The sequence below is a fragment of the Blastopirellula marina genome, assembly GCF_002967715.1.
In the GTDB taxonomy this organism is placed as follows: domain Bacteria; phylum Planctomycetota; class Planctomycetia; order Pirellulales; family Pirellulaceae; genus Bremerella; species Bremerella marina_B.
Genome location: NZ_PUIA01000081.1, coordinates 219,672 through 236,474, shown reverse-complemented (window position 1 = coordinate 236,474; position 16,803 = coordinate 219,672). Strand labels below are relative to the sequence as shown.

Annotated in this window: 11 protein-coding genes; 5 read left to right on the top strand and 6 right to left on the bottom strand. The window is 57.4% G+C overall.

Translation table 11 applies throughout. From position 1 onward, the window contains the following. Positions 1-6: 6 nt before the first annotated feature. From C5Y96_RS24680 to metE, 4 genes are all read right to left on the bottom strand, one after another. The gene (locus C5Y96_RS24680; RefSeq protein WP_158261411.1) at positions 7-621 is read right to left on the bottom strand and encodes a carbonic anhydrase; all 615 of its coding nucleotides are present in this window, start codon (positions 619-621) and stop codon (positions 7-9) included. Between the two features lie 228 nt (positions 622-849). Further along, positions 850-1,170 (bottom strand): hypothetical protein, encoded by a 321-nt coding sequence (locus C5Y96_RS24675; RefSeq protein WP_105359008.1) that lies wholly within the window; start codon positions 1,168-1,170, stop codon positions 850-852. Positions 1,171-1,480: 310 nt separating this feature from the next. Next, a complete protein-coding gene (locus tag C5Y96_RS24670; protein ID WP_233199109.1) occupies positions 1,481-1,903 on the bottom strand; it encodes a Dabb family protein in 423 nt (140 codons plus the stop codon). 175 nt (positions 1,904-2,078) lie between these two features. Then, positions 2,079-4,367 carry a 5-methyltetrahydropteroyltriglutamate--homocysteine S-methyltransferase gene (gene metE / locus C5Y96_RS24665; protein ID WP_105359006.1) on the bottom strand — a complete coding sequence of 763 codons (2,289 nt, stop codon included), beginning with the start codon at positions 4,365-4,367 and terminating at the stop codon, positions 2,079-2,081. Positions 4,368-4,534: 167 nt separating this feature from the next. On the opposite strand from metE, the gene C5Y96_RS24660 reads away from it, so the two are divergent. Beyond that, positions 4,535-5,989: a PLP-dependent aminotransferase family protein gene (locus C5Y96_RS24660; protein WP_105359004.1), complete on the top strand. Its 1,455-nt coding sequence runs from the start codon at positions 4,535-4,537 to the stop codon at positions 5,987-5,989. Positions 5,990-5,991: 2 nt separating this feature from the next. Here the strand turns inward: C5Y96_RS24660 and C5Y96_RS24655 are convergent, their stop codons facing one another. Then, positions 5,992-6,912, bottom strand: a complete 921-nt coding sequence (locus C5Y96_RS24655; protein ID WP_105359002.1) for a YihY/virulence factor BrkB family protein — start codon at positions 6,910-6,912, stop codon at positions 5,992-5,994. 314 nt (positions 6,913-7,226) lie between these two features. On the opposite strand from C5Y96_RS24655, the gene C5Y96_RS24650 reads away from it, so the two are divergent. Continuing rightward, complete coding sequence (locus tag C5Y96_RS24650; RefSeq protein ID WP_233199107.1) at positions 7,227-9,251, top strand: ATP-dependent helicase; 2,025 nt, start codon at positions 7,227-7,229, stop codon at positions 9,249-9,251. Positions 9,252-9,277: 26 nt separating this feature from the next. After that, positions 9,278-9,724: a hypothetical protein gene (locus tag C5Y96_RS24645; protein ID WP_105359000.1), complete on the top strand. Its 447-nt coding sequence runs from the start codon at positions 9,278-9,280 to the stop codon at positions 9,722-9,724. A gap of 384 nt (positions 9,725-10,108) precedes the next feature. Here the strand turns inward: C5Y96_RS24645 and C5Y96_RS24640 are convergent, their stop codons facing one another. Continuing rightward, the gene (locus C5Y96_RS24640) at positions 10,109-11,053 is read right to left on the bottom strand and encodes a hypothetical protein (protein WP_105358998.1); all 945 of its coding nucleotides are present in this window, start codon (positions 11,051-11,053) and stop codon (positions 10,109-10,111) included. A gap of 514 nt (positions 11,054-11,567) precedes the next feature. Between C5Y96_RS24640 and C5Y96_RS24635 the strand changes: the two genes are divergently transcribed. Both C5Y96_RS24635 and C5Y96_RS24630 read left to right on the top strand, forming a co-directional pair. Further along, positions 11,568-12,788 (top strand): exonuclease SbcCD subunit D, encoded by a 1,221-nt coding sequence (locus C5Y96_RS24635; RefSeq protein WP_105358996.1) that lies wholly within the window; start codon positions 11,568-11,570, stop codon positions 12,786-12,788. 50 nt (positions 12,789-12,838) lie between these two features. Then, complete coding sequence (locus C5Y96_RS24630) at positions 12,839-16,723, top strand: AAA family ATPase (RefSeq protein WP_105358994.1); 3,885 nt, start codon at positions 12,839-12,841, stop codon at positions 16,721-16,723. Positions 16,724-16,803 lie beyond the last annotated feature (80 nt).

The window sequence follows — 16,803 nt, the reverse complement described above, 5'->3', positions numbered from 1 at the left end:
TTAAGTTCAGGCAATTCGGACGTGTGGGTCGACGAATTGGTTGGTTTCTGGAGCAAGGACATTCACCCTGCCGGTTTCGAAGTCGTACAGCCAGCCATGCAGCAGCAGTCGGCCAGCTTCGACCGCGTAGGCGACTTCGGGGAAGGTCATCAGGTTTCGCACTTGCAGGCGAATGTTGGCTTCGATGAGTTGCATCAGGCGATCCCCTTTGGGGTTGCCCGACCGATCATCAAGGGCCTTCTTCGACAGCGAGACCCACTTGCCCACTTCTGGCAAACCGGAGACCACTTCAGGATTCATCAATCCTTGCATGGCCCCGCACTGAGAGTGGCCGCACACGATGATCTGCGGAACCTTCAAGGCTTTGACCGCATATTCAATGGTGGCTGCCATGCCCAAGTCGGCTTCTCCTTTGCGGCCGACGATGTTGCCGGCATTGCGAATAACGAAGATCTCGCCGGGCTCGCTGTTGGTAAACAGTTCTGGATTCACTCGGGAATCACTGCAGGTAATGAACAGTGCTTCCGGGCTTTGCCCCCGGGCCAGTTCCTGAAAACGGCTCTTCTTTACGGGGAAGGTTTCTTGTTGGAATTGAGTCACGCCGGATAGTAAGTCGCGCATGGTATATATCTTCTTGGTTGAGTTCAGATGGAATTGAGGGGAGGAACTCGAGTCACCATGCCAGGGAAAACCCAGGCACGAAGTGGCGTTCGAGAGCACAATTGACGATGCCAACGCGAACCGAGGTTCAGGCATCAGGTACCAAGAGATGGCGGCTGCCGAAAGAATTTGCGCACCGAGATTCAGCCAAGTGGATCTGTAAGTGCGCGCATAGCAGCCTGCAAAGAGTTAGCAGGTAATGTGGCCGCCGAAACCGTTGTGGGTTGCGACAATGCCCGGCGCGGCACCGGTTTTAGCACTGTGGAATCGACCCGGTTGTGGAATCGAGTATTGCCCCAGCGAGGCTTGCGAGCCCCGGGCAATGCGATGCGTTTGACGCGAGGTGGCCGTTCGTTCGTGAACTTCCTCTTCCTCGGTCTGCGAAGTGTTCCCCTGCGAATTGTTCGAGATGGGCGTACTTCCAGCAATCATCGCACCGGTCAGCCGCGGGCGTGTCACCGGCAGCAGCAGGGCAACGATCAACAGAAAGTAAAGCCAACGAGAATTCATTCAGGGTCCCTAAAGGGATTCACGAAGCACGCCTACCCAGTACGTAATGAGTAAGCTCATCGTTCATATCGGCAATGAAATCGTCAAACTCGAAATCATTGTCTACAAAAAAGAATAGGTAATCCGCGTGCTGTCGTCCAACCCAGAACGATACACTTCTACGAAAAATAACGAAGTGGCATCTAATGCGCAGATCGACAACCTTAACCGTCAAGAAATAGCCAAGGGGACCAGGCAAGACGGTCCCCCCTCAAATGGCTGATGGTCCTGGTGGCTATCCGCCACCAGCGAGACACTATGGGGCCTGTAACTATTTGGCCCAGTAATCGACCACGAACGCTTCTTCCAAATGCGGTCGCAAGATCGAAACGAACTTCTGGTGGGCCGGGTGCGGGAGGTAAGCGGCGCGATCCTCTTCGCTGGCGAACGTCACCAGAAAGCAGTGAGTGAAGCCCTTATCGAGCATTTCGGGGCTGTTATTGGTGCCCCATTCGTAATCCTTGATGACCGGAATCTTCTTCGGCAAAGCGGCAAATGCCTTTTCCACCTTCTCGATATCCTCGGCCTTGGCCGACTCTTTGAACTTGAAGATCACCACATGACGAAGCTTCGGAGCGGCCTCTTCGGCTTTCTTATCTTCAGCTTGAACCATCGCAGTCATCGAAAACAGGCCCAGAAACAACAGGGCAAAACAGGCGGACAAAGAGCGGAGTTCCATACCGGGAAACTTCATGGGAGGCGGGACCTTCTCGGGTACAGGTAGGAGGTGGGAATTGTCGCTGGCGGGCAGTCCTTTAATTTGACACGAAAGCGTTCTGTTTTCAACGGCTTTCTCCAAGAATTAATTCACGCCTCGCCGAGGATTTTCCTGACGAGGCGTGAATGAAAATACCAGTTTCTAACTGTTATTAAGCTAACAGGGAGCGAACTTCTCGGGCAGCGGCCACCATCGATTCCAGAGCTGCTTCCACTTCCACCCAGCCGCGGGTTTTCAGCCCGCAATCTGGATTCACCCACAGTCGCTGCGGTGGAATGACATCGACCGCTTTCTTCAGCAGGCCGACCATCTCGCTGGTCGCAGGCACTCGCGGCGAGTGAATGTCGTAGACGCCTGGTCCGATTTCGTTGGGATACTGGAAGCTACCGAACCCGTCTAACAGTTCCATCTTCGAGCGGCTCGTCTCGATCGAAATCACGTCGGCATCCAGCTCCGCGATCGATGGGAGAATTTCGTTGAACTCGCAGTAGCACATGTGGGTGTGGATCTGCGTCTGGTTGGCCACCCCGCTCGAAGCCAGGCGAAACGCATCGACGGCCCAGCGAAGGTAGCCCTCTTGATCGGTCTTTCGTAGCGGCAGCCCTTCTCGTAGGGCTGGCTCGTCGATCTGAATCACGCCGATGCCAGCTGCTTCCAGATCGGCCGCTTCGTCGCGAATGGCCAGCGCAATCTGTTCGCACGTATCGCGCCGCGGCTGATCGTCGCGAATGAACGACCAGAACAAGATCGTCACCGGCCCGGTCAGCATGCCTTTCACCGGTCGCGAAGTAAGTGACTGTGCGTACCTGGTCATTTCGACCGTCATCGCGCCGGCTCGCTGGACGTCACCGAAGATGATCGGCGGCTTCACGCAGCGCGAGCCATAGCTCTGTACCCAACCGTTGGCCGAGACGACGAATCCTTCCAGTTGCTCGCCGAAGTACTCGACCATATCATTCCGCTCGAACTCGCCGTGTACCAGCACATCGATCCCCAGCGACTCTTGCCGGGCAATGCACTTTTGGGTTTCGGTTTTCAGGAATGTGTCATAGTCGCCTGCGGCCAGGTCCCCTTTGCGAAACGCTGCCCGGGCCTGGCGGACTTCGCTCGTCTGCGGGAACGAACCGATCGTGGTGGTTGGCAGCAAAGGAAGATTCAAGCGTTCTTGCTGCTGCGTCTTGCGAGCCTGGTAATCGGCCTGGCGTCGGAAACTCTCAGACGAAATTGCTTGATGGCGGCTGCGAACTTCGGGGTTGTGCGTGCGATGCGAAGTCCGACGCGTTTCGATTGCCGCGGCGTTCTCCTGAAGCTGCTTGGCCACCGATTCGGGGCCTTCGTTGATCGCACGGGTAAGAATCGAAATCTCGTCCAGCTTCTGTCGTGCAAAGGCCAGCCACGATTTGACTTCCTCGTCGATCTCGGTCTCGTGTGTCAGATCGACCGGGCTATGCAATAGCGAGCAGCTTCCGGCGATTAGTAGTCGATCTTTGCCAATTGCATTGGCGGCTAACTGAGCCGTTTCCAGTGCCCGAGCGAGGTCGGTCTTCCAGACGTTGCGTCCATCGACCAGCCCCAGCGAGAGGTACTGCTCGGGACGGATGTGCTGCAGGGCAGCGGTCAGTTGCTCGGGGCCATAGACCAGGTCGAGATGCACGGCGTCGACCGGCAGCGAGAATGCCAGCGGCAGGTTCTCTCGCAGCGACTCGAAGTAGCTGGTCAGTACCAGTTTCAGCGAACCTCGCGCTGGGGCCAGGGCTTCCAGGCTGTGCTTCAACGCTGCCTGGGCCTGGTCGTTCAGGTCGAGGGCCAGGATCGGTTCGTCCCACTGCACCCACGTCACGCCTGCTTCGTTGAGCTTCGCCAGAAGCTCCTCGTACACCGGCAGCAGTTTGTCGAGCAGCACCAGCGGCGACGCCTCGCTACCTTTCAGCTTGCCTAGCAGCAATAAGCTAACCGGCCCCAGCACCACGGGGCGGACGTTACCAGCAACGGCCTGTGCGGCGGTGATCTCTGCGAGTAGGGCGTTGGCGTTAAGCTGGAAGGCTTGATCGGTGGACCATTCAGGCACAATGTAGTGGTAGTTGGTATTGAACCACTTGGTCATTTCCAAGGCGGGCAGGTCGGCCCCTTTTTGCGTGCCGCGGGCCATCGCGAAGTAACGATCGAGCTCGCTGACCAGCTGCGGCGTTTGATAGGCCGCCGGTACGGCTCCGACGCGGAGGGCCCAGTCGAGCACGTGGTCGTACAGCGAAAAGTCGCCAACCGGTAGCTGCTCGATGCCTGCTTCGACCTGGCTATTCCAGTTGGATCGTCGGATTTCGTGGGCCCCGGTCAGCAGGTCCTCGGCTCCGATCGTCCCTTTCCAGTACTTTTCCAGCAGCCACTTCAGCTCTCGTTTGGCTCCGATCCGCGGAAAACCGAGATTTGTTGCAATCGCCATGGGGGTACAGTCCTTTTGAGTGGGTGAAATGTGATAACACTTGCGAGTTCAAGCAGTTTATCGCTACGATGATGGTGGATACAGTTTTGGATATGTGTTTTGTCTTTGGTTACAGATAAGGCTTGGCCTCAAGTCGAATCAGATTTCCAAGGGAACATGGGTGACAGATGAAATCGGACCCCCAACCAGACGTTGCAGTCGGCGGCGACGAAGAGAACACGCTTTACTACCAGTTGGCAGACAAGATTCGGCGGCTGATTCAGTCGGGGGCGTTCGAGCCTGGCGAGAAGCTGCCGTCGATCCGTCGCTTAAGTGAAGAGCATCGCGTCAGCTTGAACACGGCCAAAAGCGCACTGGCCTTGCTCGAAGACTGGCGAACGATCGAGGTTCGTCCGCAGTCAGGCCACTACGTTCGTCGCCCGGCCGAGGAACTGCCGAAGCTTTCGTCGACCAAGCCCAACGGCGAAGCGTGCGTCATTCAAACGAACATCCCCACGCGCATGAACGCCGCGATTGGCTCTGGTGCCGAGCCCACCCTTGGTGCGGCGGTTCAATCGACGCAATTGATGCCGCTGGCGGTGCTTAATAAGTCGTATCAAAAGGTGATGCGGGATTTGCCGGATGCCTGCTTCGGCTACGACGGGGTACCGGGGCACGAGGCGCTGCGTAAGTCGATCGCCAAACGCGGGACCGAGGCTGGCTACGTGGTCAGCCCCGATGATATCGTTATCACCAGTGGGGCCAAGGAAGCGGTTTATCTTTCCATCAAATGCGTGGCCCCGCCGGGCAGTATTGTGGCGATCGAATCGCCGGCGTACTACGCGCTGCTGGAAGTGCTACAGTCATTGGGGCTGAAAGCGGTGGAGGTGGCCTGTGACCCGGAGACCGGGATTCAGCTCGATCACCTCGACCATGTGCTGGGTAAATACGATATCTCGGCGTGTACGATCGTTTCGAATTTCTCGAACCCCACCGGCAGCTTGATGCCGGAAGAGAATAAGAAACGCCTGGTCGAGATCTTAAACCGCTACCAGGTTCCGTTGGTCGAAGACGACGTTTACGGTGACCTTTCGTTCAGGTCACCTCGCCCGCGAGCGATCAAAGCCTACGACACCCAGGGACGCGTCCTTTACTGCGGCAGCTTCAGCAAAACGCTGTCGCCAGGGCTGCGGCTGGGGTGGTGCATTCCGGGGCGTTACTTGCAGCAGTTTCAATTGATGAAGCTGGTGGTGAATCAATGTACGTCGGTTGCTCCGCAGTTGGTCGCCGCCGAGATCCTGGAAACCGGGGCGTACGATCGTCACCTGCGGAAGGTCCGTTCGCAGTTCGCCGAGCAAATGGACGACGCCTTACGGGCAGTGCGAAATTGTTTTCCCGATGGAGTCCGCGCCTCGCGACCTTTGGGTGGTCACGTGCTGTGGATCGAAATGCCGCGGCATGTCGATGCGATGCAGATGTACCACACACTGAGCGAAGAAGGGATTCAGTTTGCCCCAGGGCCGATCTTCTCGCCCAGTGGCGCGTTCAAAAACTTCATTCGTATCAATACGGGCTTCCCCTGGTCGCCATTCCTGCATCGGCAGGTCGAACGGATGGGGCAGTATATTCGCACCGGAAAGTAAGGTTACTCCGGCGACTTCGATTTGTATTTCTCGAACGGAGTAGTTTCCGGCGAGAAGAGCATGTGCCCGATCTCGGCGGCGAATAGCAGTACGTGCGCGGACATGAAAATCCACATCACGGTAATCACCAACACGCTGCTGGTACCATAGGCATTGGCAACGACATTGGCGGACGCGAATTCGATGATTCCGTATTTCGCGACCTGAAACAGGATGGTGCCGAACACTGCACCGGCGAGAACCTCCCGCCACGGCGGTCGCCGCATCGGCAGGAATCGGAGCATGCCATAAAAAGTGACCAACACCGTCAACCACGAGATGACCTGCATGGTGATCCAGTCCTGGTTTTGTGCGGAAATGAAATGAAACCAATTGGTCTCGGTCCAGAGGGTGTGCGACCAGGTACTCAGCAGCGACGCCAGGGCCAAGAGCAAACCAACCGCAATCGAAAACAACGTGGCCCGCAAACGCCCCAGTACCACGGCAATGATGCTGCCTCGCAGGTTCTCGGCGGCGAATCCGTTGATTCGATTGAGGGCATTACGAAGCTGCATGAACGTGTTCGAGGCACTCCAGACGACGATGAACGTGAAGAAAATCGCTGGTAGAAACGTCGATTGATTGAATGTCGAGAGCTTAATCTGTTCGACAATATCAGCTCCGTAGTCTTTGCCTAGCGCGTTATTGAGATAGCTGATAGCGGCTAATCGGGCTTCGGCGTCGTTTTCCAGGATGCGCCCCGCAATGGCGACTGAAAACACGACAATGGGTGCCAGCGAGAACAAAACGTAAAACGCGATCGCCGCCGCCGACGTGGAATGATCGTTGGCGACCCAGCGCTTCACAATTTGCGAGAAAAACTTTTTCCACGTAGCAAGCATAACATTTGACGGATTGAGAACCTGAGTCGCTTCTGTGGGCATTCAAACTGCCATTCTAGCAGGGGTTGCGCTTCATCGCAGTTCGCGAATTGCCGCAACCGTGGAAAGTTAGGCAAGACCCCATTGAATATCGCTAGGTCAACTTCGTACCATCAATGGGCTCTCAGTGTCGGTCAGACCTGAAATAATAGTTTGGGAACGGTGGAACATTGGTGAGCACCGCATCCGGTCTCCTTTCCCTTTCGGGGAGAGGGTTAGGGTGAGGGGCGAAACGGAACACAGACGATGTAACCCTTTACGCGAGACTTGCCTTGCGAAAGGGTAGCGACTTCAACGCAGCAACGGACGAGAATCGGGTGAACGGACTCAATCCGCCACAATTGGAAGCGGTTAACACCTTGTCAGGCCCCATGTTGGTGCTGGCCGGGGCCGGGTCAGGCAAGACCCGGGTGGTGACCTTCCGTATCGCGAATCTCATCAAGCATGGTATCAAGCCGCAGCGTATTCTGGCGGTGACCTTTACCAACAAAGCTGCCGCGGAAATGAAGGAACGTGCCCTGAAACTGCTGGGCAAGAACACCAATTCCGAGGACGAGCCAGTCGTTTCGACGTTCCACTCTCATTGTGTTCGCGTTCTGCGTCGACATATTAACCATTTGGGTTATCCCAATACGTACACCATTTACGATCGTAGCGATCAGGAAATGGTGGCTCGCAGCGTGCTTCGCGAGATCCGCGTGCCCAACGAAACGCTGCGACCCGGCGATATGCTGAACTTTATCAGCCGCTGGAAGTCGGCCGGTATTCGCCCCAAAGAGGCCTTCGCCCACGCCGATACCGACAAGGCACACCTGGCCGCGGTCGCGTTTCGTCGTTATCAGAACGCGCTGAAGGCCTGCGGGGCACTCGACTTCGACGACCTGCTGCTGTGTACCGAAGAGCTGTTTACCAACTTCCCCGCCGTCCGCGAGCAGGAAGCGGCCCTGTTCGATCACGTGATGATCGACGAATACCAGGACACGAACGCTTCGCAGTACCGTATTGTCCGCGGCCTGACCGAAGGGCATCGCAACTTGTGCGTGGTGGGGGACGACGACCAGTCGATTTACTCGTGGCGTGGTGCCGAGGTGAAGCACATTCTCCGCTTCAAAGAGGACTGGCCCGAAGCCAAGGTGGTGCTGCTGGCCGACAACTACCGCTGCACCAATGCCATTTTGACGGTGGCCAACCGCCTGGTGGCGTTCAACAGCACGCGCTACGACAAAGTCTTGAACGCGGCCCGGCATGGCGGCGACCAGCCGAAGGTGCTGTACTTCAAGGACGAGGAAAAAGAGGCCGAGGAAGTGGTCGGCGATATCTCTCGCCGCATCCAGGACCCGGCCGTCGAGCCTCGCGACTTCGCAATTTTGTTCCGCACCAATGAACAGCCGCGGGCATTCGAGCAGCAGTTCCGCGCGATGAACATTCCTTACACGCTGATCGGCGGGATGTCGTTCTTCGACCGGAAGGAAGTTCGCGACATCCTTTCGTATTTGAAGCTGATTAACTCGCAGCAGGACGAAGTGGCCCTGCTGCGAATCATCAACACGCCTCCGCGGGGGATTGGCCAGAAGACGGTGAAGGATCTGCTGGATCATGCCACCAACGAAGGAAAACCGCTGTGGGACGTGCTGCCCCAGGCAGCGGCCCTGCGGGGGGGGGCGTCGACGACAACCACCGACGCGATCAGCAAGTTTGTGCGATTGATCAAGCATTATCATGGCCGATTGGGTAAGGATTCGTTGACCGATATCGTCCGCGATTTGATCGGGGCAATCGGCTATCAGCAGGAACTTGCGCGGCTGTATCCCGACCCGAACGATCGCGAGTCGCGCGAAGCGGCGATCGAACAGGTCGTCAACGCCGTGAGCGCCTACGAGGAAAAGAAGAAAAAGAAGGCCACCCTGGCCGGCTTCCTCGACGACACCGCCCTGGCCGGCGACGGCTTCGACAACGAGAAAGAGAAGCAGCTCAAAAAGAACGGCGTTATCCTGATGACGCTGCACGCGGCCAAAGGTCTCGAGTTTCCTTTCGTGTACATGGTGGGCATGGAGGAAGGCATTCTGCCCCATAGCCGCAGCCTGAAGGACGGGGACGAAGCGATCGAAGAAGAACGTAGGCTCTGCTATGTGGGCATTACCAGAGCCCAGGAACGGCTGACCTTCTCGTTTGCCCTGGCACGCAAGAAATGGGGTAAACCTCGCCCCACCGAAACGAGCCGATTTCTTTACGAATTGACAGGCCAAGCCGATAATCCAAATGCGGTGGCCCCAGAAGCCAGGAAGCCAGCCGCACCCAAGTCAGGACAAAAACGTCCCTCAGCCGAGGCGCGCCGGCGATAGAGACATTCCATTTTGAAGAGGTCGTTATGGATCCGTACGACGCGGCCACCATCGAAGAGCCAGCGGCCACGACCTCGAAGCTGACCATTTGGGTAATTCTCGGGCGTCTACTTACCTCCGCGTTATCCTGGTCGATTCATTGCTTTGTCACGGTCGTCCTGCTGGCGGTTTTTGTGAAGGTTGTTCCCATGGTGCGCGAGCAATGCGATACCATGGAACTCGATCTTCCGGCGATCACCGAATTGGTATTCGTTTGGTCGAACGGAATGGTCAATTATTGGTATCTATTGGCCGCGGCTCACGTGCTGATCGATGCGCCGATTGCGATCGCCGTTTGCTATTTGCCCCAGCGATATCAGTGGGTTACTTGGCTCTGGTTTACTAGTTACTTGCTGTTGGCGATCGTGATGCTTGCCGCTGCCGCGGCCGGACTAGCCCTGCCGTTTGTTGATATCATCGTCCATCTAGACTGACATGTTGGAGCGAGTTAGATAGGTTTCGTCTCCGCGCAGCGAAACGTACCACGAATGAGTTGCTCGTCGTGGGTACCGATGGAGGCCGCATTCGGTGCGATCCGCTGCGCTGTTTGCACCCTATGGGATGATAACGTTCACGGGAGCACCATGTTCGCGCGCAATCTTCTTCTCGCCAGCCCCAAAGGGGCGACCGTTCATAGACAGGGGGGGAAACCCCTGGAAAGCGATCACCCAACAAACATCTTAAGCCCTGAAAGGGCGGCCGAACCGGTGCGCGCACACTCGGCCGCCCCCTTGGGGCTTGGGACTCGATGTTGGTGGCACGGGTACCAGGGGCTGCCGCCCCTGGCTATGAACGGTCGCTCCGTTGGAGCTGACATGTCACGGCGGGCCGCGTTCGTGTGGTTGGCTGGTTGGGCATTCAAACTCACTCGCTGAAGCGTTTGATGCGCCAGATGAAACGTTGCTCAACGTTTCGGACGACACGTTAGAAGACATCCCGGGTGCCACCCTCAAGTCTGCTTGGGCGTGCGGAGCGCCGGTTTGCAGTTCATGCGTATCCAATGTCGGGGCGTTCGCATTCGCTTCACTTAGCAAACGTGTTGCCGTTAGCGCCACTTGTCGTGGTTGCGTTTTGAAGGGCTGGAGCTCTGGGTTCAACTCGAACAACTCTTGTTCCAGTCGATCCAACTCGACCTGCTTCGCGCAGATCTCGCCCTGTAATTGCCGGTCGAGTTTCTGCAGGCGGTAGTACGTCCACGCGTAGAGCCGCGCCAGCTCGTACGTCCAGGCCTCTTCGGGCGGGCGTTTCATGCGTCGTAGTTGCCATTCCCGTTCGCGCGTGTTGTCGTCGCGTTCGCGCGGTGCTCGGTACGCAGGCGGTTTCCGCGGTTTCTTGGCCTGGGGAACGACCCAGGGAGGTCGCATGTCGGGGAACTGGTGGGCGGCGACTTCGGGATCAATCGGTTCGACGAGCGGGTCTGCCCGGTACGTTAGCCGGTTGGGGTCTGGCACGTAGACGAATGGTTCTGGCGGCGGTTCTTCCTCTTGCGGAGGCTGGTGATCGCCTCGTTCTTCGGCCTCTTGCCGGGCAATCATTTCTTCCAGGGCCGCGCACGTTCGCCGCGGGTCTCCTTTGGGGGAGACGCGGACCTGGTTGGCCTGCTGGAAGATGGTCATCTCTTCGATCGGTCGATCGGGGATGACCATGAGCACCTCACCACAGCAGGGGCAGATGATGCGGTTCCCATCGCGCACGGCAACCTGCGGAGTCTGGCTATGATGGCCGGCTCCGTGTTGTTCAGGTTGGGGGTCGGGATGGGACATTTTTCTTTTGGGTTGAGTGGAAATGGTGTTCGCACGCCCAAGCAGACTTGGGCGTGGCAGCCGGGGGATCTGTTTCCAGGTCCTGGACTCGAGGGGGAATCGCAGGGGTTCCCCTAAGATATGTGAACATGTGTATACATGTCAAATGTTTGGGGGAGATTTTTTGGAAGAAAGTTTTTGTGTGCTCTTATCCGCGTAAGTCTGCGTCATCCGTGGTTCTCTTTTTCTTTGAGAACTTGGGAGCTGGTACTTGGTTTGCCCCTCACCCTGGCCTTCTCCCCGGCGGGGAGAAGGGACGGGATTGGGTGGGCATTGCTGGGTGTGGGGGCGGGCTTTTCCTAGCTTGCCTAAATTCCTCCGGCGAGCTGGGTGGTGGTGTCGGCTATGTAGCTTCTCTACTTTAAGAAATCTGGATAGGCGAAAGTTTGACGTTTCGTTAAACTACTCCCAGTGTGCAAGCATGCATGATGCTATCGCATGATATTTTGAAGGCCGTCAGCCATGGAGAGAGGCCGTGACGCCTGGTTCCCCGTTCAGGTTCATTCAAACTGGTGATATTCATCTCGATCAGCCGCTAGGAGGGCTCGCTGAAGTCCCCAAGCATCTGCGCGAGATCTTCCTTAGTGCGCCGCGTCAAGCGATGCAGCAAGTGGTCGAGAACGCGCTGCTGCATGAAGTCGACTTCGTACTGATCACCGGTAACGTCTTGGATGTCCGTCATAGCAGCCCGGTGATTGTCGGGTTTTTGCTGGATCAACTGGAAACACTCAACGACGCCGGGATCAAAGTCTATTGGCTTGGCGGCGAGAGCGATCCGCCGGCACGCTGGCCGGCTTCGATTCATCTGCCGTCGAACGTGCACACGATCGGCCCTGGTAAGCCGGTCGAGATTCTGCATCAGCGCGGCGACCTCCCAATCTGCCTGATCATTGCCCAAGGGTATATCGGCCGCGAGCCTGGCTGGAGCCAGTTCCGGCCCGATGCCGCCGGGCTGTTCACCATTGGTGCGCTGCATGGCGAGTTCGAGTCGGACTCGATCGCTCGTAGCCAAATTCCTTATTGGGCATTGGGTGGCAAAGAACTGCGTGACAAGCTGAACTGTTCGCCGGCGATCGCCGTGTACGCTGGCTCTCCGCAGGGACGCACGGTCACGCACAACGGCCAACGGGGCTGCACGCTGGTGGAAGTGGACGAAGAAGGGGATATCGCCATGGAAGCGATTCCGACCGACGTCTGCCGCTGGCAAAGTGAAATCATCGAGCTGGAAAACTGCAAGAAGGTGAGCGACCTGACGCAGATCATCAAGAACCGGCTCAACACGCTCAACACCACTAAGGGAAATCGCCAGTTGATGATCGACTGGCGGGTGATGGTCGCCAACGAAGCGACCCGCGATCTGCTGAAGGAAGAAACCTGGCAAGAGATCACCGACGAGCTGAACAAGCAGTTTGGTGAAGAACCGATGGGTTCGTGGACGTACGAACTGACGGTTGAAACGGCCTCGGTGATTCCCGAAGGGTGGTATCAGGAACAATCGATCTGCGGCGATTACCTGCGACTGACGCGGGAATTGGCTGCCGATCCCAGTCTGCCGATCGAGCTAACGCAATTCCTGGCCGCAGGGCACGAGGAAAGCCAGTTAGCCGAGGCGGTCTCCATTGAATCCAGAGAAAATCGCCGCCGTGTGCTGCAAGATGCACGCCGCCTTGGCGTCCGATTGCTGCGAGCCGAGTGAACAAGATTTCCGCCGGCTGCCAGTGATGGGCCATCTTCAGGAGTGAAGGGATGCAACTCAATCAAATTCAAATCGACGGTTTCGGTGTCTGGCACGACCTGAGTGTCGAACAGCTTTCGCCGACCATCACCGTATTGTTCGGGCACAACGAAGCGGGTAAGAGCACGCTGCTGCACTTCCTGCGGACGATGCTGTACGGCCAAGAGCCGGATGCAGAACGCCGCTATCTGCCGCCAGTGCATGGTGGCGAGCCTGGTGGTGCGCTGCGCGTGAATGGTTCGATGGGCCGCTTCAAGGTGGTTCGTCGCTTCAATCACGACGGCAGCGAAGAACAGGTTTGGATTGAAGCGAAGGATGGTACCCGGCAAAGCCGCGCGCAGTTGGATGCGCTGCTGGAAGGGGTCGATCGTCTGACGTACAGCAATATCTTCGCGGTTGGTCTGCGCGAGATGCAACTGCTGGCAACACTTGATGACAGTGTGGCCGCCCAGAAGATTTACGAATTAACCAGCGGCCTCGACCGCATTTCGCTGGCCGAAGTGATGCGTGAGCTGGAGACCTCGCGACGTCGGCTGATTTCCGGCGGCGAAGAGGAAGCACTCGTCGATCAGTTGCTCGAACGGCATCAGGTGCTCAAGAAGGAGATCGATCAGCTGCGCGGCGGCACGCAGGAATGGTCGAACCTCTTGAACCAGCGCCGAGCCCTGGAAACGCAGATCAACCAGTTTGGGTTCAAAGTGGCCGATCTGGAAAAGATGGCCCACTTCGTCGAGATGTGCCAGGCAATCCGGCCTGAGATCAATCGCCGCAACAAGCTGATGGAGAAGATCGATTCGATCGGCGAACTGCCGGAAGTTTCGCGCGAGACGCTACGACATCTACATGGCTTGCAGGATCAGATCGCCAAGAAGCGAGCCAAGTGCCGCGATCTGCGGGCCAGCTATACCGAGCTACGCGAGAAGCACAGTTCGATTCCTGTGAACCAGGAACTTGCCCGCCAGGCAGCTCGTGTCGATGCCCTGGGTGAGCAGCGGCAATGGATTCTGTCTCTTACGCAGCAGTTGGATCGCAACCAGGAAGAAGCGACCCAAATCAATGCCGAGATCGACGATCTGTGGGAACAGACCGGTATCAAGACACGCGGCGGCAAACGGCCTGACCTGTCGCGGAAGCAATTGCGTAGCTTGCGCGATCCTCTGCGTACGCTGGAAAAGGCAACGCAGGAACTGGAAGACACCAAGCGGCATACGTCTTCGCATGAAGAAGAGCTGCTGGGGGTGGAAAGCGAAGTCGAAGAGTCGCTTACCTCGCTGGGTGAAGAAGACCTGAATAAAGCCCTTGCCAAGGCTGGCGACCTGGTCAATTTGCTTCGTCGCCGCATTCAAGTGGAAGACAAGATCGACCAGATCCGCGTTCAGTACCGCGAGTCGGAAGCGGAAACGCACGACCTGCTGGAACATCAGATGATGCCCAAGCCGGAAATGGTGTTCCTGGGGGCGCTGTTCATCGCTGGCGGCTCGATGACGCTGATGTCGATTTTCGGCAATGCCCTGCTGATTGGTTCCGGCCTGGGGCATTTCGGCTGGATCTTCGGCTCGATGGCGATGGTGGCATCGTACAGCCTGAAGCGGAAGATGGATAACGAGACCGCTCAGCAGTTCGATTCGGCCAAGCGTCAGTTGATGCTGCTGGATCAGCAGTTGGACAAAGCGGTAGCCGAGCAGAAAGAGCTGGATGTTTCGTTGCCACGCGGCAATGGGGCGCTTCTGGCTCGCTTGAAGAGTGCCGAAGACCACCTGACTCGCCTGGAAGAACTGATTCCGCTGGGGCACAAGCTGGGGCAAGTTCGCGAACAGCAAGAGACGAGCACGCGTCAAATCAGCGATTTGGAAGCCGCCGTCGTGCGTGCCCGCAAAAACTGGAAGGACGCTCTGCGGGTTCTCGATCTGCCGGAAGACATCAACCCAGACCGCGTGAAGTCGCTGGGCCGTTTCCTGGCTCAGATTCATCAGTACCGTAAGCGTCTGAAGGGGATTCGCAGCGAGAACGAAATCGCCGAACGAGAACGCGAAGCCCTGCTGGGTCGTATTTCCCACCTGGCCAAAGATGTTGGCGTGCAGCCCAAGACCAACGATGCCCTGCTGTTGTTGGGTCAGTTGGAAGATGACCTGCTGCGTCAGGAAGGGAAGCACAAACAGCGTACGACGCTGTTCGAGCAGGGGCAGAAGGTCCGCGGCGACTTCCGCCGAGTCGCGGAAGAAGCGAAGGAACTGATTGCCGAGCGCGAACAGATTCTGGAAGAAGCCAACAGCGCCGATGAAGAAGAGTACCTGACCTGGATCGTGAAAACGGAAGAGGTCGAAGAACTGCAAGGTAAGCTGGAAGAGCAGAACGAAAAGATCGACGAAAAGATCGATGGCGAGTGCACGGTCGAAGAGATCGAAGCGTGGCTCGAAACAACCATCAGCAAAGATGCCGACGAGCAACTGGCCAAGCTGCTGGCCGACCACCAGCACGCTGAAAAGCGGATGCAGGAATGTTTCGAGCGTCGCGGCGAACTGAAGGTTCAGCTTGAAGCGCTCGAGAAGAACGACCGCCTGATGCATGCTCAGCTGGAGGTTTCGGAAGTAGAAGCCCAGCTGGAAAAGGCGATCGAAAAGTGGCAGACGCTGGCCACCACGTCGTGCCTATTGGAACAGATTCGCCGTGTGTACGAGAACGATCGTCAGCCGGAAACGCTGCGGTTGGCCTCATCATACATGAAGAAACTGACCGACGGCCGCTACATCCGCATTTGGACGCCGCTGCACGAGAACACCCTGTTCGTCGAAGAAAAGGATGCCGACTCGAAGAGCCTGGCTCACTTGAGCGAAGGTACCCGCGAGCAGGTCTTTCTCAGCGTTCGCTTGGCGCTGATTCACTTGTTTGCCCGCCAGGGGCGCGTACTGCCGGTGATTCTGGACGACGTGCTGGTGAACTTCGACTCGAAACGCTCGAAGAACACGGCGGAAGTTTTCAAAGAGTTCGCCGCCGAAGGGCATCAGCTGCTGATCTTTACCTGTCACGAACACATCGCCGCGATGTTCCAGGACATGGGGGCCGACGTCCGGGCACTTCCCAAGTTCACCGGTCTCTGCCGTCCCGGCTTGATCGAGATCGAAGAGCCGCTGCCGAAGATGGAACTGCCGGCTCCCGCACCGGAACCCAAGCCGGAGCCAAAACCCGCTCCGAAGCCAGCCCCGAAGCCGAAGGTCAAACAGGCTCCGTTGCCGGAACCCAAGGTGACCGTCCATATCGAGAACCCACTGCCCGAACCGGTTCCGCCACCTTCCAACAAGTACACCGAAGTGGTTTTGCCAGAGTACGTGCCAATCGATTTTGAAGTGATCAAGCACGTCGAGCCTGAACCGGTGCCGCTGCCAATCGTTCAGCTACCCAAGGAAGAGCCGGTCCGACTTCGCTGCGATGTGCTGCAGGAAGAGGTCAGCTACCGTCTGAAGGGGAGCGACGTTACCGACAAGTACTTCCTGTCGCTGTCGGACTTTGGTGTCGAGACCAACGGCAACGTGAATTACCGATTGAAGGATGCCGACGGCGACAGCAAGCCGCAGATCGACTGGGATGCACTGCTGGACGAAGAGCCGGTTGAAGAGGAACCTTACGAAGAAGAGTTCCCCGTGGCCGATGCCATCCTCGAACCGGAACCCCAGTGGGAGCCAGAACCGGAACCGGAATTGGAGCTTCAGCCGGAGCCGGAACCAGTGCCAGTGCCGCTGCCAGCGAAGAAGAAGATGCGAATTCGCTACGTTTACACGGCCCACGACGAATTCGGGTGGGACTCGCCGCGTCGCTGGTACGAAACGAAAGATCCTCGCAAAGATCACGACGAAGTGATCGTTCGCGAAGAGATCGTCGACGAAGACGAAGCTTCGTAGAGCATTGTTTCCTCGGTGACGACGAGCAGCTAAAATCAATCCAGCCTGGCCGACAACGTACCTGTCGGCCTTTCGCCCCC

Bases quoted from the DNA above. Each gene is read 5' to 3' on its own strand.
- C5Y96_RS24630 (WP_105358994.1), top strand. From the start codon at position 12,839: ATGCAACTCAATCAAATTCAAATCGACGGTTTCGGTGTCTGGCACGAC.
- C5Y96_RS24680 (WP_158261411.1), bottom strand. From the start codon at position 621: ATGCGCGACTTACTATCCGGCGTGACTCAATTCCAACAAGAAACCTTC.
- C5Y96_RS24645 (WP_105359000.1), top strand. From the start codon at position 9,278: ATGGATCCGTACGACGCGGCCACCATCGAAGAGCCAGCGGCCACGACC.
- C5Y96_RS24670 (WP_233199109.1), bottom strand. From the start codon at position 1,903: ATGAAGTTTCCCGGTATGGAACTCCGCTCTTTGTCCGCCTGTTTTGCC.
- C5Y96_RS24655 (WP_105359002.1), bottom strand. From the start codon at position 6,912: ATGCCCACAGAAGCGACTCAGGTTCTCAATCCGTCAAATGTTATGCTT.
- C5Y96_RS24660 (WP_105359004.1), top strand. From the start codon at position 4,535: ATGAAATCGGACCCCCAACCAGACGTTGCAGTCGGCGGCGACGAAGAG.
- C5Y96_RS24640 (WP_105358998.1), bottom strand. From the start codon at position 11,053: ATGTCCCATCCCGACCCCCAACCTGAACAACACGGAGCCGGCCATCAT.
- C5Y96_RS24675 (WP_105359008.1), bottom strand. From the start codon at position 1,170: ATGAATTCTCGTTGGCTTTACTTTCTGTTGATCGTTGCCCTGCTGCTG.
- metE (WP_105359006.1), bottom strand. From the start codon at position 4,367: ATGGCGATTGCAACAAATCTCGGTTTTCCGCGGATCGGAGCCAAACGA.